Source organism: Aminobacter sp. Y103A, from assembly GCF_030294925.1.
Classification (GTDB): domain Bacteria; phylum Pseudomonadota; class Alphaproteobacteria; order Rhizobiales; family Rhizobiaceae; genus Aminobacter; species Aminobacter ciceronei.
The window spans coordinates 5,147,828-5,161,282 of record NZ_AP017986.1 but is presented as its reverse complement, the minus strand read 5'-3'; the positions used below and the strand labels follow the sequence as shown (position 1 = coordinate 5,161,282).

12 protein-coding genes are annotated in these 13,455 nt (G+C 63.0%); 7 read left to right on the top strand and 5 right to left on the bottom strand.

Translation table 11 applies throughout. From position 1 onward, the window contains the following. Nucleotides 1-99: 99 nt before the first annotated feature. On the top strand, nucleotides 100-822 hold the full coding sequence (locus Amn_RS25330) for a beta-ketoacyl-ACP reductase (RefSeq protein WP_067956702.1): 723 nt from the start codon (nucleotides 100-102) through the stop codon (nucleotides 820-822). Between the two features lie 72 nt (nucleotides 823-894). Here Amn_RS25330 and aqpZ read toward each other — a convergent pair whose 3' ends face one another. Continuing rightward, nucleotides 895-1,584: an aquaporin Z gene (aqpZ, locus tag Amn_RS25325; protein ID WP_067956705.1), complete on the bottom strand. Its 690-nt coding sequence runs from the start codon at nucleotides 1,582-1,584 to the stop codon at nucleotides 895-897. Nucleotides 1,585-2,325: 741 nt separating this feature from the next. On the opposite strand from aqpZ, the gene Amn_RS25320 reads away from it, so the two are divergent. The 5 genes from Amn_RS25320 (at nucleotide 2,326) to Amn_RS25300 (ending at nucleotide 8,275) form a co-directional block, all read left to right on the top strand. Next, complete coding sequence (locus tag Amn_RS25320) at nucleotides 2,326-5,574, top strand: helicase-related protein (RefSeq protein WP_286293073.1); 3,249 nt, start codon at nucleotides 2,326-2,328, stop codon at nucleotides 5,572-5,574. Between the two features lie 5 nt (nucleotides 5,575-5,579). Then, a complete protein-coding gene (locus tag Amn_RS25315; protein WP_067956710.1) occupies nucleotides 5,580-5,963 on the top strand; it encodes an RNA-binding S4 domain-containing protein in 384 nt (127 codons plus the stop codon). 148 nt (nucleotides 5,964-6,111) lie between these two features. Next, nucleotides 6,112-6,450, top strand: coding sequence for a ferredoxin FdxA (gene fdxA / locus Amn_RS25310; RefSeq protein WP_067956714.1), 339 nt, complete (start codon nucleotides 6,112-6,114; stop codon nucleotides 6,448-6,450). Nucleotides 6,451-6,809: 359 nt separating this feature from the next. Further along, a complete protein-coding gene (locus tag Amn_RS25305; protein ID WP_067956717.1) occupies nucleotides 6,810-7,394 on the top strand; it encodes a CarD family transcriptional regulator in 585 nt (194 codons plus the stop codon). A 323-nt stretch (nucleotides 7,395-7,717) separates the two neighbouring features. Next, a complete protein-coding gene (locus Amn_RS25300) occupies nucleotides 7,718-8,275 on the top strand; it encodes a cysteine hydrolase family protein (RefSeq protein ID WP_286293070.1) in 558 nt (185 codons plus the stop codon). 25 nt (nucleotides 8,276-8,300) lie between these two features. On the opposite strand, the gene Amn_RS25295 is transcribed toward Amn_RS25300, so the two are convergent. From Amn_RS25295 to Amn_RS25285, 3 genes are all read right to left on the bottom strand, one after another. Next, nucleotides 8,301-9,074 (bottom strand): amino acid ABC transporter ATP-binding protein, encoded by a 774-nt coding sequence (locus Amn_RS25295; protein WP_286293068.1) that lies wholly within the window; start codon nucleotides 9,072-9,074, stop codon nucleotides 8,301-8,303. Beyond that, on the bottom strand, nucleotides 9,071-9,751 hold the full coding sequence (locus Amn_RS25290) for an amino acid ABC transporter permease (protein ID WP_067956726.1): 681 nt from the start codon (nucleotides 9,749-9,751) through the stop codon (nucleotides 9,071-9,073). The genes Amn_RS25295 and Amn_RS25290 overlap by 4 nt, the downstream gene beginning before the upstream one ends. 140 nt (nucleotides 9,752-9,891) lie before the next feature. Then, a complete protein-coding gene (locus Amn_RS25285) occupies nucleotides 9,892-10,665 on the bottom strand; it encodes an amino acid ABC transporter substrate-binding protein (protein ID WP_067956728.1) in 774 nt (257 codons plus the stop codon). A 250-nt stretch (nucleotides 10,666-10,915) separates the two neighbouring features. Here Amn_RS25285 and Amn_RS25280 point away from each other — a divergent pair, with 250 nt between their 5' ends. Continuing rightward, a complete protein-coding gene (locus Amn_RS25280) occupies nucleotides 10,916-11,785 on the top strand; it encodes an RNA polymerase factor sigma-32 (protein WP_067956731.1) in 870 nt (289 codons plus the stop codon). Between the two features lie 60 nt (nucleotides 11,786-11,845). Here Amn_RS25280 and Amn_RS25275 read toward each other — a convergent pair whose 3' ends face one another. After that, nucleotides 11,846-13,294, bottom strand: a complete 1,449-nt coding sequence (locus Amn_RS25275; RefSeq protein ID WP_154386648.1) for a M48 family metalloprotease — start codon at nucleotides 13,292-13,294, stop codon at nucleotides 11,846-11,848. Nucleotides 13,295-13,455: the final 161 nt, after the last annotated feature.

The window sequence follows — 13,455 nt, the reverse complement described above, 5'->3', positions numbered from 1 at the left end:
GGGCGGCCGATGTGCCGCCCTTTTTGTCTCTAAAAGCCTCTCGCAAGGGAAAAGCCTGTCGCAAGGGCAGTCCATCAAGCAGCAGAAAAGGGGAAACGCATGAGCAAGGTTGCACTGGTTACCGGAGGATCGCGCGGCATCGGTGCTGCTATTTCGATCGCGCTGAAGGAGGCGGGCTACTCGGTTGCGGCCAACTACGCCGGCAATGACGAAGCTGCGCAGAAGTTCAAGGCCGAGACGGGCATTCCGGTCTACAAATGGTCGGTCGCCGACTACGACGCCTGCGAGGCCGGCATCAAGCAGGTCGAGGCTGACCTCGGCCCCGTCTCGGTGCTGGTCAACAACGCCGGCATCACGCGCGACTCGATGTTCCACAAGATGACGCGCGAGCAGTGGAAGGAAGTCATCGACACCAACCTGAACGGTGCCTTCAACATGACCCATCCGCTGTGGAGCGGCATGCGTGACCGCAAGTTCGGCCGCGTCATCACCATCTCCTCGATCAACGGCCAGAAGGGCCAGGCCGGCCAGGCCAATTATTCGGCCTCCAAGGCAGGCGACATCGGCTTCACCAAGGCGCTGGCCCAGGAAGGCGCCCGCGCCGGCATCACCGTCAATGTCATCTGTCCCGGCTACATTGCCACCGAGATGGTGATGGCGGTTCCGGAAAAGGTGCGGGAATCGATCATCGCCCAGATCCCGGTCAGCAGGCTCGGCGAGCCTGAAGAGATCGCGCGCTGCGTGGTGTTCCTGGCATCGGAACAATCGGGCTTCATCACGGGCGCGACCCTGTCCGCAAACGGCGGACAATATTTCGTCTGACCGTCGGGCTTGCTGCCCCGAAACAAGAAAACGGCGCCGCAAGGCGCCGTTTTCGCGTCTGGCCGGTGAGGCTCAGTCCTTTTCGAACATCGCCTTGTGAACGATGCCGGCGATCGCCGCGCCGACGATCGGGGCTACCCAGAACAACCACAACTGCTGCAGGGCGATGCCGCCGACGAACAGCGCCGGTCCGGTCGAGCGGGCCGGGTTGACCGAGGTGTTGGTGACCGGAATCGAGATCAGGTGGATAAGCGTCAGCGCAAGGCCGATGGCGATCGGTGCGAAGCCGGCCGGCACGCGTCCATGGGTCGAGCCCAGGATGATCATCAGGAACATGAAGGTCAAAACGACCTCGATGATCAATGCCGAGGTCAGGCCATATTTGCCGGGTGAAGCGTCGCCATAGCCGTTGGTCGCGAAGCCGCCGATACCGGCAAAGTCGGCCTTACCGCTGACGATGAGGTAGAGCACCGTCGAGGCGACGATGGCGCCGACAAGCTGGGCGATGACATAAGGCACAAGGTTCTTGGCTTCGAAGCGACCGGCCATCATCAGGCCGACAGAGACTGCGGGGTTGAAGTGGCCGCCCGAGATGCCGCCGACGGCATAGGCCATGGTCAGCACGGTCAGGCCGAATGCCAGGGCTACGCCGGCAAAGCCGATGCCGAGTTCGGGAAACGCAGCCGCAAGCACCGCACTGCCGCAACCACCAAAGACAAGCCAGAATGTGCCGAGGAACTCGGCGAATAGACGTTTGCTCATGATCTTCCCTCCAGATGTCGTGCGCCTGCGTGGTGCGCCGCATTTTCCGGAGGCCCCGCCTGGGCAATCCCCGCCGCGCAGACTCAACATGCGGATGGAGACATGCCTCGCTGTCGCATTCAACGGGTGTGGTTCCCTTAACGTAATGCAATCACAGATATTTTCGTCGAACCAGCGGTGTGCCGCTTTGGCACGCAAAGATTAACGCGCCCGGGAGCCTGTTGTGGACAAGCCTGTGACTCCACGGTGGATAATCGGTGGAGTCGTTGGGGAAGACACAACATCTAGCGGTGAACAAATCAGGAAACTTGTCCTATCAGTGATTCGTCGCCTGTTCGTTCCGCATTTGGTTCAAATCTTAACGAAATGCCGCTCATCGACGATTCCAGCGTTAACCCGGAGATAGGAAACATCAACAAAATCATTATTTTGCGTCGGGTTTGCCAGAGCGTTCGGGCGCTTGGCCGGCAAAGGTTAACAGCAGTGGGCTAAAGCATGAAACGGGCCACTTTAGAGAATCTGCATGTGGTGCGACTTGCCAGCACGAAATCTATATGTTGGGGTGAACAAAACCTGAATCTGCCGGAGTCAGTGATTCGTCGCTGATTCGTTCCAGACTCGTTCCAACTCTTAAATCTGGAACATTCCGCTTTCGCTTCGTCTCGCAAATCCCTATGTGTCCAGTCGTCGTGAAAGCGGCGCAACGCCGGGTGGGCCCGGCGCCGAGGGCGGTTCCTTAGAATGAATGTTCACTCCAAGCAGAATGACCCCCTGATCCTGTCGGGTCGCGATGTGACAGCGGTCCTCGGGCCGACCAACACCGGCAAGACGCATCTCGCCATCGAGCGCATGGTCGCGCATGAAAGCGGCATCATCGGCCTGCCGCTCAGGCTGCTTGCCCGCGAGGTCTATGGCCGGCTCTGCGAGAAGGTTGGTGCCCATAAGGTTGCGCTGGTGACCGGCGAGGAGAAGATCCTGCCGGCCGGTGCCAAGTATTCCGTCTGCACCGTCGAGGCGATGCCGCGTCAGACCGATGCCGCCTTCGTCGCCATCGACGAGGTACAGCTCGCCGGCGATCTCGAGCGCGGCCATATCTTCACCGACCGCATCCTGCACCTGCGGGGCAGGCAGGAAACGCTGCTGCTGGGTGCTGCCACCATGCACGGCATCCTGCAGAAGCTTTTGAAGGGCGTGTCGGTGGTCACCCGGCCGCGCCTGTCGCATCTTGCCTATGCCGGCTCCAAGAAGCTGACACGCCTGCCGCGCCGCTCGGCCATCGTCGCCTTTTCGGCCGATGAGGTCTATGGCATCGCCGAGCTCATCCGCCGTCAGCAGGGCGGCGCTGCCGTCGTGCTCGGCGCGCTCAGCCCACGCACCCGCAACGCCCAGGTCGAACTCTACCAGTCCGGCGACGTCGACTACCTGATTGCCACAGATGCCATCGGCATGGGCCTCAATCTCGATGTCGACCATGTTGCCTTTGCCCAGAACCGCAAGTTCGACGGCTACCAGTATCGCCAGCTGACCGCCGCCGAGCTTGGCCAGATCGCCGGCCGTGCCGGCCGTCATCTTCGCGACGGCACCTTTGGCGTTACCGGCCAGGTTGATCCGTTCGACGAGGAGCTGATCGAGAAGATCGAAGGGCACGATTTCGAGCCGGTCAAGGTGCTGCAGTGGCGCACCGCTTCGTTCGACTTCACAAGCCTCGACACGCTCAAGCGCTCGATCGACACGGTGGCGCCCGTCGAGGGCCTGACGCGGGCGCTGCCTGCGGTCGACGCCCAGGCGCTCGAACACCTGTCGCGTGACGAAAACATCCGCTCGCTCGCCACCGGTCGCGAACGTGTCGCCCTGTTGTGGGAGACCTGCGCGCTGCCCGACTATCGCAGGATTGCGCCTGCCCAGCACGCCGACCTCATTGCGTCGATGTATGACGATCTCGCCCGCAACGGTCATGTCGACGAAAACTACATGGCCGAACAGGTGCGCCGCGCCGATTCCACCGAAGGCGACATCGACACGCTCTCCCACCGGATCGCACAGATCCGGACCTGGACTTTTGTCTCAAACCGCCCTGGCTGGCTTGCCGATCCGGCACACTGGCAAGAAAAAACGCGAAACATCGAAGACAGATTGTCGGATGCACTGCATGAGCGGTTGACGAAACGCTTTGTAGACCGCAGGACTTCCGTCCTCATGCGCCGCCTTAGAGAAAACACTATGCTTGAAGCCGAAATAAGCCCGTCCGGAACTGTCCTCGTCGAGGGCCACCATGTCGGCGAACTGCAAGGGTTCCGTTTCACCGCAGATCAGAGCGCTGGCGGAGAAGACGCCAAGGCCGTGCGCACGGCAGCACAGAAGGCGCTCGCCACAGAATTCGATGCCCGCGCGGAGCGTTTCTCGGCGTCGCCCAATGGCGATATCGCGCTTGGCTCCGACGGCGTTCTGCGCTGGATCGGCGCGCCGATCGGCACGCTGGTCGAGGGCGAGGACGCGCTCAAGCCGCGCGTCGTGCTGCTCGCCGACGAGCAACTGACGGGCCCGGCCCGTGACAAGGTCGCGGCGCGCGCCGACCGTTTCGTCAATTTCCAGATTGAGTCGCTGCTCAAGCCGTTGGTCGATCTCAAGGCCGGCGAACAGCTTTCCGGCATTGGCCGTGGCATCGCTTTCCAGTTGGTCGAGAATTTCGGCCTGATCAATCGCCGCGACATCGCCGACGAGGTGAAGTCGCTCGACCAGGAAGGTCGCGCAGCACTTCGCCGTCTCGGCGTCCGCTTCGGCGCCTACCACGTCTTTGTACCGGCGCTGATCAAGCCGGCACCGTCCGGCCTGGTGACGCTGCTCTGGGCGCTCAAGAATGACGGCAAGGACAAGCCGGGCTTCGGCGATGTCGTCCATGCGTTGGCCGCCGGCCGTACGTCTGTTGTCATCGATCAGGCTTTCGACAAGACCTTCTACAAGCTTGCCGGATTCCGCAATCTCGGCCGCCGCGCCGTGCGTGTCGACATTCTCGAACGTCTCGCCGATCTGATCCGCCCGGCGCTTGCCTGGAAGCAGGGCATCGGTGCGCGTCCTGACGGTGCCTATGACGGCAGCGCCTTCATCGTCACGCCGCAGATGATGTCGATCCTCGGCGCAACCGGCGACGACATGGAAGAAATCCTCAAGGGCCTCGGCTATCGCGCCGAGCCGAAGCCGGCTGCCGAGGTCAAGGACAAGCTCGAGACGATCGACGCTGCCATGCGCGAGGCCGTGGCCAAGGCGCAGGCCGACAAGGCCGCAGCGGCAGCTGCCGCTGCCGGCCAGGCCGCCGAGGTTTCCACGGAAGCATTTGCCCAAGCCGCGCAGGAAGCGGATGCCGAGCAGGCGCCGGAAGCGGTTGCCGAGGTTGCAGCTGAGGTCGTGGCCGAAGTGGCGGCCGAGCCTGCCGTCGAACCCGAGGCAGTTGCTGCACCCGCCGCAGAAGTGGAAGCCGTCGCAGAACCTGTAGCCGAAGCGCTGTCGGAAGCGGCGGCCGTCGAGACTGCTGCAGCCGAAGCCCAGCCGGCAACTGCCGCCGCGGAGCCTGCCGAAGAACCCAAGCCGATCCTTTTGTGGCGTCAGGGCCGCTTCGAGCAGCGCCCGCGTCATCGCCAGGACAATCGCCCACGCGGCGGCCAGCGCGAGCAGCGTGCCGCCGGCGCACCCGCAGCCCGTCAGGGTCAGGGCGAGGGCAACCGCAGTGGCGGGCGCGAGGGTGGCGAAGGCCGTGATGGCGGCCGTCCGCGTTTCGACCGCAAGCCCGGCGGCAAGCCGCAGGGCGAGGGTGGGCGTCCCGAACACCGCAATCGCAATGAGCGTCCGCAGGGCGACAGGCACGGCGGCGACCGCAACGGCCCCAAGGGCAAGCCCGCCTTCCAGCCCAAGCCACGCGAGGAGCGTCCGGTGCGCATCGATCCGGATTCGCCCTTCGCCAAGCTCGCCGCGCTGCGCGACCAGCTCAAGAAGTAAGCGCCTTGGCCGGCGAGGGAAGACAGCGCATCGACAAGTGGCTGTTCTTCTCGCGCGCGGTCAAGTCGCGCTCGCTTGGCGCCAAGCTCGCGCAATCTGGCGGCGTCAGGTGCAATGGCCAGAAGCTCAGCCAGGCCTCCGACATCGTCAAGGCAGGCGACGTGCTGACGATTACGCTCGATCGTCGTATCCTGGTCTACAAGATTCTGCTGGCTGGCGAGCGTCGCGGGCCGGCCGAAGAAGCACGCAAGCTCTACGACGACATCTCTCCCGCACCCACGCCGAGGGATGAGGCGCCGCCCGACGCCAGGCCGCCGCTGCGCGAGGTTGGCAGTGGCCGTCCGACCAAGAAAGAACGGCGGGCCACCGACAGGCTGCGCGACCAGTGACGCAAAGGCTCTGGAGCGGCGGCAACGAAGTTGAGAATTACGTTCCGCAAACGTGCTTCTGCGCGGAATGGCCGCCCTTGCAACGACCCCGCAAAGGGGATACCTCACCCGAAAGATACAAACTACGGGAAGTCCCGGAGCCTGCTTCATGACCTACGTCGTCACCGACAACTGCATCAAATGCAAATACATGGATTGCATCGAGGTTTGTCCGGTCGACTGCTTCTATGAAGGCGAGAACATGCTCGTCATTCATCCCGACGAGTGCATCGACTGCGGCGTCTGCGAACCGGAATGTCCGGCCGACGCGATCAAGCCTGACACTGAGTCGGGGCTCGACAAATGGCTGCAGATCAACACCGAATATGCCGAAAAATGGCCGAATATCACTGCAAAGAAGGAGCCGCCGGCAGACGCCAAGGAATTTGACGGCGTCGAAGGCAAGTTCGAGAAGTTCTTTTCGGCCGAGCCTGGCGAAGGCAACTGAGGGTAGCGCGCCCTAAATGGCGCTAGATCGTTGGATTGAGAGCCGCCGTCGACTCTTGACGCGGCAGATTGTTCGCGTATGCAGCAAAATCTTGATTCTTCCGACTTTTTGTGTTAGAGCTAGCCCAACATGCCGATGACACAACGTCGATTTATGGCGCATAGCCTAATTCACTGAAAGGTGACAACCCTAATCCGGACCAGAGTAATCTGGGCCCGGCGGTCGCAACGTTTTGCGGTTTGCCGGTCCAGGCTCTTCCGATTGGGGGTCGAATGTCGTGCGGCAGAAGGTCGCGTTTTGCGACCGTCCCGATCAACCGGCCTCGGCGGGCCGGTGTCACAAGAAGGAGTTCAGGGCGTATGGCAACTTCCATCCCGCAGAAGAAATCCGCAGCACGTCACGGTTTCAAGACTGGCGAGTACATTGTCTACCCGGCGCACGGCGTCGGCCAGATCGTATCGATCGACGAGCAGGAAGTGGCGGGACACAAGCTCGAGCTGTTCGTAATCGATTTCCAGAAAGACAAGATGCGCCTCAAGGTGCCGGTCGCCAAGGCAACGTCCATCGGAATGCGCAAGCTGTCGGAGACCGACTATGTCGAGCGTGCGTTGAAGGTCGTGCAGGGCCGCGCCCGCGTCAAGCGCACCATGTGGTCGCGCCGCGCCCAGGAATATGATGCGAAGATCAATTCCGGTGATCTGATCTCGATCGCCGAGGTCGTGCGCGACCTCTATCGCGCCGACAACCAGCCGGAGCAGTCCTACTCCGAGCGCCAGCTCTATGAAGCAGCGCTCGACCGCATGGCGCGCGAACTGGCAGCGGTCAACCGCCTGTCGGAGACCGAGGCTGTCCGTCTCATCGAGACCAACCTCAACAAGGGTCCGAAGCGCGGCACCAAGGCTGACAACGAAGAAGCCGACGCCGAGCAGGAAGAAGCTGCCTGATAGGGCTTGTAAGTTCCGCTATGAAAAACCCGGCCATTGGCCGGGTTTTTTTGTTTGTCTGCCGAGAGGCAGCGCGTCTCAGCAGACAATGGTGCGTTGCGCGGCCAATCGGCTGAAAGTCACTTCTGGAAAATATCCTAGAGGCTCTGGCTGGATGAGATGCCGCCACTTCTGGACCGTCACCGCGGTTGCCGTGACCCTGCGACCGACGGGACAGGCCAGAAGGTGGCCCTGCTGGCCGAGCAGTTCGGCGTGAAAGCCGCTACTGAGCCGACCGGTTTTGCTGTATCCGACGCCAATCATCGCAACAGGAGAGGCAGCATATGGGCACCGCACTTCTTGTCATCGACGTGCAGAATGCGATCCAGAGGGGCAAAGGCACCTCGGAGCGGCAGCCACTGCTCGAGGCTGCGCTCGACGATACCATTGGCAGGCTGCGTGATCTCCAGGACAGAGCGCGTTCTGCGGGCGTGCCGGTCATAGTCATCCAGCATGACGGCCCTGCGGGCCACCGCCTGGCAGTTGGCACGGAAGGTTGGGAAGTCCGGCCGGAGCTGGCCCCGCGGGCCGGTGACCTTCTCGTTCGCAAGAAGAGCTCGGACTCGTTTCACGAGACCGAGCTCGGCGCCCGCCTTGGGGAGCTTGGTATCTCGCATCTTGTCGTCGGCGGCTGCATGACCCAGTTCTGCGTCGACACGACTGTGCGTCGGGCCGTGTCGCTCGGTTACGACGTCACGCTCGTCGCTGACTGCCATACGACCGCCGACTCGGCCCATCTCACCCATGTCGACATCATCGCCCACCACAACGAAACGCTCGACGGTTTTGGTGCCGGCGATGCCGTGGTCGATGTCCGCCCGGCCGTGGCAATCTCGTTCTGACCACTGCCTGGGGCGGCAGCGAGATCTAGCCTTCGCCGCCCTTGCCGTGGTCGTGCTGATGCGTGATCGTCGCGATGAACCGTTTGGTGCGCTCGTGCGTGGGATTGCCGAACACCTCGTTGGCAGGGCCCTTTTCAACCACCGAGCCCGCTTCCAGGAACAGCACCTCATGGGCAATCTTCGACGCCAGGCGCAGATCGTGCGTGGCGATCACCATCGTCGTGCCCTCGCGCGCCAGCTGGCCGAGCACGTCGACCACTTCCTGCGCGAGTTCCGGGTCGAGTGCCGAGGTCGGCTCATCGCACAACAGCACCTTGGGCGACGGCGCCAGCGCGCGTGCGATGGCCACGCGCTGCTGCTGACCGCCGGATAAGGTCGCGGGCCAGGCGTCGAGCTTGTGCGCCATGCCGACCTTGTCGAGCAGCGTCATGGCCCGCTCGCGTGCCTTCGAATCTGGCCATTTCAGCACCGTCACCAGCCCTTCCATGACGTTCTCGATCGCCGTGCGATGCGGAAACAACTGGAAGTTCTGGAACACCATGCCTGTCTGGCGGCGCAACTGCTGGATTGCCTTGGTGGCGACGCGGTGGCCGGGGCGGAATTCGAGCGTGTCGTCGCCGATGCGCACAGTGCCGGAGGTCGGAATTTCCAGCAGGTTGATGCAGCGCAGCAGCGTGCTCTTGCCGCCGCCGGAAGGCCCGACGAGGGCGGTGACGCTGCCCTCGCGGATCTCGACCGAAACATCCTTGAGCACGACATTGTCGCCGAATTGTTTGACGATGTGGGACAGTCCGATCATGACCGTGCCTCCAGGAAGCCGCCGTAACGGTTGAGCCGCTTCTCGAGCCTGACCTGAAGCGACGACAGCACCGAGCTCATTGCGAGATAGAGTATGGCCGCCTCGACATAGAGGATCAGCGGTTCATAAGTGGTGGCGACGATGCGCTGGGCTGCCTGGAACATCTCCGGCACGGTGATGGCGGCAGCCAGCGAGGTGTCCTTGACCAGCGAGATGAAGGTGTTGGACAGCGGTGGCACGGCGACGCGGGCCGCCTGCGGCAGGACTGTGCGACGCATCGCCTGCGACCATGTCATGCCGATAGAGTAAGCCGCTTCCCACTGCCCCTTGGCCACCGAGCTGATGGCGGCACGAATGATCTCGGAGGAATAGGCGCCGACATTGAGGGTGAAGCCGATCAGTGCCGCCGGAAAGGCGTCGAGCACGATGCCGATGCTGGGCAGGCCGTAGAAGATCAGGAACAGCTGCACCAGAAGTGGCGTGCCGCGGATGATCCAGACGTAGAAGCGGACGATGCCAGAAAGCCAGGTAGGCCCGAACAGGCGGGCAAGGGCTGCGCCCAGCCCCACGGTCAGGCCGAAGGCGAAAGAGAGAAGCGTCAGCGGGGCTGTGAAAACGAGCGCGGCCCACAACAGTGGGCCGAGCGAGTCCAGCATCAATTGAAGCCAATGTGGCAAGATGAATGCTCCCTCTCCACAACAAACAAGCCCGGAAAATCGCAGATTTTCCGGGCAAGTTCATGGGAAAAAATGAGAGGTGGAAAATGAGCGCCTTACAGGCGGCCGCCACGCCGGGCGCCGCCTGAAGGGCAATGCTGTTACTGCGAGACGTCGGCGCCGAAATAGGTCTCGGAAATCTTCTTGTAGGTGCCGTCGGCCTTGATCTCCGCCAGCGCCTTGTTGATCGCCTCGACCAGCTCGGGCTCACCCTTACGCACGATCACGCCGGAGAAGTCGGCCTTGGCCTCTTCGGCGACGATCTTCACGTCGGCGTCGGGCTTGTGCTTCTTGAAGTCGAGGAACGATAGCGAGTCGTTGATGGTGGCGTCGGCGCGGCCGTTCAGCACCAGCTGGATCGACTGGTCGAAGCCATCGGTGCCGACGAGCTCGGCGCCATTGGCCTCGGCGATCTTGCCGAAATTGCTGGTCAGCGACTGGGCCGACTTTTTGCCCTTGAGGTCGGCGAAGCCCTTGATGTCCTCATTCTTGCCGCTGACGATCAGCACTGCCTTCGAGGCGATGTAGGGATCGGAGAAGTCGTACTTGGCCTTGCGCGCCTCCGTGATGCCGACCTGGTTGATGACGGCGTCATAGCGCTTGGCGTCGATGCCGGCGATCAGGCCGTCCCACTTGCCTTCGAGAAACTCTGCCTTGACGCCGAGGCGCTTGGCGATTTCCTTGCCGATCTCGACGTCGAAGCCGACGAGCGCTCCCGATGCGTCGTGATAGGTAAAGGGCGCGTAGGTGCCCTCGGTGCCGATCTTGAATACGCCGGCTGCCTTGATCTCATTGAGATTTTCACCGGCATGGCCGGCGGCGACGGCTGCGAGCTGGATCGTTGCGGCAACGGCCAGCGACTTAAACCACTTCATTTTGTGTGATCCCGATTTTGTGCCCGGCTCGCTGGCCGGGAAAGTTGTGATTGGCGGCAATCTGTCAGAAGCCAGCTCTCGACATAAGGAATGAAATTTCAAAATCGACGCAATACTGGAATGCGAATCTACGCAACTGAAGGCCGCCAGCCGCCCCGGAACATTCGACGATACGGCGCGTTAATGGCGCTGCGGGGCAGCGCGGCAATTGCGGTGCGCGTCTGGCTGCTCTCAGGACAAGGGGCGCAAGATGTATATGGATCGGGCAGGCCTGTCTGGCGAGCAGATGATGCTGAGGGCGGCGTCGCGCGCGCCCTATCTGGAGCGCGGCGAAGAGCTCGAGCTGGCGATCCGCTGGAAAGAGCGGCACGATCAGGATGCGCTCAACCGCATCACCACCGCCCATATGCGCCTGGTCATCGCCATGGCGGTCAAGTTCCGGCGCTACGGGCTGCCGATGGGCGACCTCATCCAGGAAGGCCATGTCGGGCTGCTTGAAGCGGCGGCACGCTTCGACCCGGAGCGTGAGGTCCGCTTCTCGACCTATGCGACCTGGTGGATTCGCGCCTCGATGCAGGACTATATCCTGCGCAACTGGTCGATCGTCCGTGGCGGCACGAGTTCGGCGCAGAAGTCGCTGTTCTTCAACCTGCGGCGCATGCGCGCCCGGCTCGCCCAGGGCGGCGACCCGCTCGGCGGCACCGCAGCCTATCAGGAGATTTCGGTAGCCCTTGGCGTGTCGGAAGCCGACGTCGCGCTGATGGACATGCGGTTGTCGGTGCCCGACACCTCGCTCAATGCGCCGCTCAGCGACGATGGCGATTCGGGCGAACGGATGGATCTGCTGGTCTCGGACGATCCCTTGCCGGACGAGCTGGTCGGCGAGGCGATCGACATCGAGCGCCGCTCGGGATGGCTGCATGACGCGCTCACCGTGCTCAATGCGAGGGAACTGCAGATCATCGAAGAACGTCGGCTGACGGAGGAAGGTGCTACGCTGGAAGAGCTCGGCACCTCGCTCGGCATCTCGAAGGAGCGGGTTCGCCAGATCGAGACCCGCGCCATGGAAAAGCTGAAATCAGCGCTGGAGCGGAAGAACTCGGCGTTCCAGGTCGCCTGAGCGCTGATCTCTTGGACCTGCATCGTGCTTGCCGAACGTCCCGATTTCCGGGCCGATGCGCTACCGGTCGGTGACGATCTTGACCTTGTCGCCGGCGGAGACCGAGGCGCCGGGCGCCAGCGCATTCAGAACCCTGAACAGGTCGAGCTTGCGGTCGACGCCGACCATGCTGGCGGCGAGCGAGCCCATGTTCTGGCCGGGCTGGACGGTGACGACGCGGATGCGCAACGGCTTCAGACCAGCCTTCTCCGCTGCCGTCATGACCCGGAAGCTGGAGCTGACCGAACGCGCGATCTGGTCCAGCGCGGTGCTGGCCGTCGGAGCGGCCGTCAGCAGGCGATAGACCTGCGCGCCATTGCGGATCACGACGATATCGAACTGCCAGCCTTCGGCGCTGGCGCGGGCGAAGGCCGCCTCGTTGCCGTTGATCGTATCGGCGCGTACGCTCGACGGGTCGAGGCCTGCGACCCAGCCGCTCTTGACGTAGTCGGTCAGTGGCAGCTTGGCGTCGATCGCCACGCCATCGAAGCGGATAGCCGTATTGTCAGGTCCGGTCGCTGTGACGGCGGCTGCCGTGTTGTCGATGACAAAGCCTTGCGGCACGGCAAACGAGATGCCGAGCTTGGGGTGCATGAAGGTGGTGCCGCGCACATAACCTTCGTCGGGCGTATCGCCGAACAGCAGGCCGTCGATGCCGGCGAGGAAGGAATCGCGATCGCGGCGGCCGATGCCGGGCGCGCCGAACTGGCGGGCGTGGCGCTGGGCAAGGTCGATGCGCTGCGGCGCGTTGGGGTGGCTCGCCAGGAAGTCGAGGCTGGCGTCGGTGGCGCCGCTGACCGCGCGCAGGTCGGAGTAGGCGGCCATCGACTGCAGGAAGCGTCCTGCGGCAAACGGATCGTAGCCGGCCTGGCCGCTCATCTTGATGCCGATGCCGTCGGCTTCCAGCTCCTGATTGCGCGAGAACTGGGCGAGCCGGAGCTTGCCGCGGATCAGCGCTGCCTTGGCGGTCGGGCTTTCGCCGAGCACGTCGGTGACGACCTTGGTCGCCAACACTTCCTCGGCTTCCTTCTGCTGACGCTGGATGCCGTGGTTGGCAGTGACGTGGCCCATCTCGTGCGAGATGACGGCGGCAAGCTCGGCCGAATCATTGGCCAGCGCCAGCAGGCCGCGCGTCACGTAGAGATAGCCGCCGGGCAGCGCAAAGGCATTGACGTTGGGCGAATTCAGGATGGTGATGCGGTAGGTCTGGTTCGGGTTGCTCGACACGGTGGTCAAGCTGCCGACAACCTTGGCGACCATGCGCTCAAGCTTGGGATCCGAATACTCGCCGCCATAGGTCGCCAGAATGCGCGGATGCTGCGCCTTGGCGATCTCGGCGAGCTTGTCGTTGCGGGTGACGTTGTCGACGGTGACAGGATTGTTGGACGGCTGGAAGCCTGACTCGCGGACGTCGGAGGGGTTGAGTATCTGGCAACCCGAGACAAGCGCCGACAGCGCGACGGCAACCATCAGGCGCGCATAGCGGGGCGTTCTCGTCTCGATCAACATGTCGCGGCAGGTGGGCAGAGCTCGCGTCCTTTCGAAGTCTTTAGGCGGCAGGCAAAGCAGAAGCGGGCCCGACCAGATGGACGTAGCCACAGACGACTCGCCGACACAATAAGGCCGATACC

Excerpts from the sequence above, each read along its gene's own strand:
- Amn_RS25330 (WP_067956702.1), top strand. The coding sequence starts at position 100 with ATGAGCAAGGTTGCACTGGTTACCGGAGGATCGCGCGGCATCGGTGCT.
- aqpZ (WP_067956705.1), bottom strand. The coding sequence starts at position 1,584 with ATGAGCAAACGTCTATTCGCCGAGTTCCTCGGCACATTCTGGCTTGTC.
- Amn_RS25320 (WP_286293073.1), top strand. The coding sequence starts at position 2,326 with ATGAATGTTCACTCCAAGCAGAATGACCCCCTGATCCTGTCGGGTCGC.
- fdxA (WP_067956714.1), top strand. The coding sequence starts at position 6,112 with ATGACCTACGTCGTCACCGACAACTGCATCAAATGCAAATACATGGAT.
- Amn_RS25305 (WP_067956717.1), top strand. The coding sequence starts at position 6,810 with ATGGCAACTTCCATCCCGCAGAAGAAATCCGCAGCACGTCACGGTTTC.
- Amn_RS25300 (WP_286293070.1), top strand. The coding sequence starts at position 7,718 with ATGGGCACCGCACTTCTTGTCATCGACGTGCAGAATGCGATCCAGAGG.
- Amn_RS25295 (WP_286293068.1), bottom strand. The coding sequence starts at position 9,074 with ATGATCGGACTGTCCCACATCGTCAAACAATTCGGCGACAATGTCGTG.
- Amn_RS25285 (WP_067956728.1), bottom strand. The coding sequence starts at position 10,665 with ATGAAGTGGTTTAAGTCGCTGGCCGTTGCCGCAACGATCCAGCTCGCA.
- Amn_RS25280 (WP_067956731.1), top strand. The coding sequence starts at position 10,916 with ATGTATATGGATCGGGCAGGCCTGTCTGGCGAGCAGATGATGCTGAGG.
- Amn_RS25275 (WP_154386648.1), bottom strand. The coding sequence starts at position 13,294 with ATGGTTGCCGTCGCGCTGTCGGCGCTTGTCTCGGGTTGCCAGATACTC.